Raw genomic sequence first — 4,698 nt, forward strand, 5'->3', positions numbered from 1 at the left:
TGCGCCTCGTGGGCGTGCCGTTCATGCGTCGCGGCCGTGGCCGGATGGCCGGCGACCCTTTCCTCGCGTGCCTGTTCGCGTTCGCCGGCGCGGACCTCGTTGGCCTGTCCGCGTTCGGCGCGCCGGCGATCGGCCTCCTGTCGGTCCGCATCGGACGGCGTGAACCCGCGACCTTCGAGTCCGCGCGCGCTGGCCTCGATCCAGGCTTCGCGCTTGAACTCGGCCGAACCGCGTATCTCGACCGAGTGCCAGCCCCGCGCCTCGGCAATCTCGATCATGGCGCGGATCGTGTTCAAATCCTCGCGCTTCGAGCTGATCGACGTGTCCGTTGCGCGCATCGCCAGATTGCGACGCTGGTAATCCTCGAAATACTGCCGTTCGCCGCGCCGATCCTCGACATAGTAGCGTTTCGCGATCGTTTCCGGCTCCGAGAGATAGGCAGGGGCCTTGTCGTTCCCCGCCCGCGCTGCGGATGGAGGCGCGCCGGGCGGCGGCACGCTCGCCAGCGCTGTCGCAACGAGTTCGGGCACCCGTTCTATGGTGTTGGTGGGGCGTAGCGCTTCGCGCGCCTGGTCCATTATCGCCATAACATCTTGCTCCTTTCGTGCGCTCACATGGCCCGGCGGTGGCCGTGCGTGAGGGATTCAACCGTGGGGATCGCATCGACGATCGCGACGACGGCCGCCTTGCCGTTGGCGAGGCCCAGACCGCTCAGATCGACGTCGGTGCCCATGATCGCCGCAATCAGACCATCCGATTGATGCGGTTTCATCGGAGAGAACGGCAGCTCTGCCGTCTCACCGGCGAGGGGCAGCGGAGGCTCCGGCGCTACCGGCAGACGGCCGCCGGCGGCGGCTTCCTCGGATTCTGCCGCGTCCACCGGATCGGGAGTGCGGCGCTCGGTCGGGATGCGGGCCTTCCGCGCCTTCGGTTTCGGGCTTGCACGGTGCAAGGAGGAGGGCGAGACTCCGCTACGCGGATCGCCGCGTTCGGACGCTGGCGGCGAAGACTGCGGAGGACCGGCCGCGATCGGAGCGAATCCCTTGCCCTGATCCATGCGGACGCTGATTTCGATGGGGTCCACGTCCGGAGGGCGACGCAGCAGGCGCGTGAACATCCGGTCCCTGAAATAGCGGATGCGCCGACAGCGGATCGGATACATGCCGGGGCGGATCAAGATCGCCTGCAACGGTTTCAGCCGCGCGATTTCCTGCGGCAGCAGGAGCGCGCGGCGCTGATCGCTGTGCGTCATCGAGAGCTTGTCGCGGCGGAACGCCTGCCAGAAGCGCGGCCCGGAGCGAGAGGTGGCCTCAACCGTGCCGTATCCGAGGCGGGCGCTCAATTCCTCCGTCAGCTTGAGGTCTTTCGTGCCGAACACGACTTCGAGGCCGCAATTTTCCAGAATGGCGTCGGCCTTGTCCGGCCCGTAGAGATCGCGGTCGCGAAGCTGGGCCTTGCTCTGCATGATGAGCATGATCCGCATGTTGTAGCCGGCGACGTAGGCGAAGGAGTTGGCGAGCACGGGCATAGGGCCGAGCAGAGGAAATTCGTCCAGCAGCAAAAGCACCTGATGCTTTGCGCTGGAATCATGCTGCGGAATGACCCGCACCGTCAGGTCAACGAGCTGCTGGAAGAACAATGCGAGCACCGGGCGCAGGCGCTCGATGTTGTCCGGCGTTACGCCGATATAGATCGCATGAAGCGACTGCCGAAGATTTCGCAGGTCGAAGTCGCTGGCGGCGGTCGCGGCATCGATGCGGGGATTGAACCACAGCGAGAGGCGCGCGGTTACGGTCTTGCGGATGCTGTTGACCAGATCGTCCGAGCCTTTGAGATAATCCTCAAGGGCCTTTACCGTCGCCTCCGTATAGGGCTTGCCAGCCTGCCGGCGCGCCTCGATCCGTTCGATCATCGCCGCCGCGCCATCGACGCTCGACAGCAGGCGCAAGGTCTCTCCGATCGTCAACGGCAGCTCAGGCGTTTCCGCGAGGAAGCAGGCGGCACCGATGAACGCCGATCGACCGGCATCGACCCAAAACTTTTCCTGCCCGTGCGCTTCGGGGAAGATCATCTGCGCGATGCGCTGAACGTCATCGAAGGCATCGATTGTCCCACGCCGGACATAGGAGAAGGGGTTGTAACGTGCCGTGCGGCCGTCAGGGGCGAGCGGATCGAACAGAAAGACTTTCTGCCCGGCTGCGGCGCGGATGCCGGCGGTCGCAGCCCAATTTTCCTTCTTCACATCGAGGCAGACCAGCGAGGATTCGTAGAGCAGGCAATTTGGGATCACGAGGCTGACGCCCTTGCCGGAACGGGTCGGCGCATAGCACGCGACATGCTCCGGGCCGCCGAAGCGCAGATGCCGGCCCGCCGCGTCCTGGCCGACGAAAAGACCGGCGAACTTCGCGTAGAAGCCGGCGCGCACCAGCTCGCCTCGCTCGGCCCAGCGCGTTTCGCCGTGGAGTTCGCGCCGATCGGCGCCGGGCCAGCCCTTGCGGGCGACGCGCGCCGCGAAGAGTAAGAGTGGCACGCCGGTCGTGACGCCGGCGACGATCTTGAGCCATCCCCCAACGATCGGATGGCCGAAGCCGTAATAGCCCTGATAGGTCCAGAACTGGAAAAGCGGCACGGTGTCGGCCGTCATCAGCCGCGTGCCCGCGAGGAAGATCGTCGAGGCGAGCACGGACCAAAGCAGCGCGCCGAGCCCGAGCAGGACGATCGCGGCGAGCGCCTTGGCGGCGGGCGGCCAATCGTCGCGATCAAACATTGGCGGCCGTCCTGCCAGGCCCGCCCCGGCCGATTGCCGCGAGCACCGGCGCGCCCTTGCCGAACGGCTCGAAATGCACCTGTTCGATCGAGAAGCCGTCCCGGTCGCGCCGGCAGTGCGCGACGACATCGACGAGCTGGCGGAGCAGCGCGTCAACATCGGCATCAGCCAGATGCTTGCCGGCATCGTGTTGCTTGACCATCAGCCGCAGCGCATCGAACGCGCCAGTTGCGCTGCCGGCGTGGCATGTCGTGATCGAGCCGGGATGGCCGGCGGCGATGCTGCGGATGAAGGTGAAGGCCGCGCCGTCACGCAGTTCCTGCATCAGCACGCGATCGGGCCGCATCCGCAGCGCGGCCTCGATCAAGTCTTCCGAGCGGACGCGGGCCACGCCCTGATCGCCCTTCGAGTAGAACAGCGAGACGAGGTTGCGCTGTGGCAGGCCGATGAACTCGGCCGTGTCCTCGATCGTCACCAGACGTTCGTCGAGCGGGATCGCCTGTATCAGCGCCTTGGCGAACGTCGTCTTGCCCGAGCCCGTATCGCCGGTGGCGATGATCGTTTTCTTGGCGCGCACCGCCAGCGGGAAGAACTCTTCCCAGCGCTTTTCCGCGTGCAGCTCGGCAAGCTCGCGATCAAGCGGGTGCGCGCTGCGGCCCGCGGCTTCCGTTCTCGAGAACAGTCCCCCGGCCGCCAGACCGGCGATCGTCGGCGCGAAGCTCGATGGCAGGCGGATCGTCAGGCTGAGCGTGCCGGCCGCGACCGCCGGCGGGCGGCAGATTTGCACGCGCTGACCGTCCGGCAGCACCGAGGCGCACAGGGGACGCTCCGGGCCGACATCCTGTTGCGACATCGCCGCACAGAGTGTCGCGATGGCATCGAGGCGCTGGAATGTCAGCTCGGGAAGATTGAGCCAGGTCCAGCCCTCGCGCGTCTCGACGCCCGCCTCTCCCGGCCGGTTGATGACGATTTCCGTCACCGCCGGATCGGCGAGCGGCCGTTCGATCGGCGCCAGCATCAGGCGCAGCGTGTTTTCGCCGGCGCGGGTCATTTTCTCGGCCCCTCCGCTCCCACCGGGGCGCGGGCATAGGTCGGCCGAACGCCGTAGACGGTCGAGAAGTCGAGATCGCGGGCGACGAGGATGCTGACCAGCTCGCCCTGATTCTTCCGGATCGTCGGCGGAATGTTGATCGAGCCGGCAAGGCTCGACGCGATCACCGATTCCGTGCTGCCGGTGTTGATCGTCGTCGTCCCCGACTTCGCCGCAGCCGCGACGCCGGCCTGAATCGCGCCGTCCACCGTCGTCAGCAGGAGGGCGCCCCCGAAGCGTTGCCAGAAATGGCGATCGACGCGGCCGTCCATGCCCGATCGGCCGAGCGGATCGGTCGCGGGGCTGTCGAGATTGATGACGACGCCTTGCGGTGTCTCGGCGCGCGTCCAGACGACGAACATCCGCTCGACGCCCTGTTGAATGCCGCCCTTGAACTCGCCGACGACACGCGTGCCGCGATCGAACAGCGTCAGGCCGGTCTTTCCGAGCACATCCTGCGGGATCACGCACGTCACCAGGCCGGGCAGCGTCGAATCCATCGCGGTTTGCAGCACGCACGGGATCATTGTGCCTATCGTCAGAAGGAAAGGCTGATTGCGCAGCACATTGGCGGTGACGCCCGTGAGGCGCGTCGGCGTCAGGCGCGATCCGAGATCGCCCCCTCCCTCGCGCCCCGAAGCGCCCCCAGGAGCGCCGGCGTAGCCCACAGGTGTCATTCCTGCCCCGCCGTCGCCATTTGCCCCGCCAAGGCCGCCAGCCGCCCCGTTTGCGTCGCCATAGGGGTCGGGTGACATCAGCCCCGATCCCGGCGCGCTGCGCCCGGCTGCGCCCGAGGTGTAGACGAGGAGCTGCGCCGGGTGGCGGGCGGTGCCCGCTCCCG

The 4,698-nt window shown here is 67.2% G+C and carries 4 protein-coding genes; all 4 read right to left on the minus strand.

The window, feature by feature from the left end:
* Positions 1 to 578 (minus strand): LPD7 domain-containing protein (locus tag H926_RS0106775; RefSeq protein ID WP_022675631.1); only part of this gene is annotated, 578 nt, incomplete at its 3' end.
* A gap of 32 nt (positions 579 to 610) precedes the next feature.
* Positions 611 to 2,767 (minus strand): type IV secretory system conjugative DNA transfer family protein, encoded by a 2,157-nt coding sequence (locus tag H926_RS26020; protein WP_022675632.1) that lies wholly within the window; start codon positions 2,765 to 2,767, stop codon positions 611 to 613.
* A complete protein-coding gene (gene virB11 / locus H926_RS26025; protein WP_022675633.1) occupies positions 2,760 to 3,818 on the minus strand; it encodes a P-type DNA transfer ATPase VirB11 in 1,059 nt (352 codons plus the stop codon). The genes H926_RS26020 and virB11 overlap by 8 nt, the downstream gene beginning before the upstream one ends.
* Positions 3,815 to 4,698 (minus strand): type IV secretion system protein VirB10 (gene virB10, locus H926_RS31570; protein ID WP_022675634.1); only part of this gene is annotated, 884 nt, incomplete at its 5' end. The genes virB10 and virB11, both read right to left, overlap by 4 nt.

Origin of the sequence: Novosphingobium sp. B-7 (assembly GCF_000410615.1) — a bacterium.
GTDB classification, from domain to species: Bacteria; Pseudomonadota; Alphaproteobacteria; order Sphingomonadales; family Sphingomonadaceae; genus Novosphingobium; species Novosphingobium capsulatum.

Coding starts and splice junctions, on each gene's coding strand:
- H926_RS26020 (WP_022675632.1), bottom strand. CDS start 2,767: ATGTTTGATCGCGACGATTGGCCGCCCGCCGCCAAGGCGCTCGCCGCG.
- virB11 (WP_022675633.1), bottom strand. CDS start 3,818: ATGACCCGCGCCGGCGAAAACACGCTGCGCCTGATGCTGGCGCCGATC.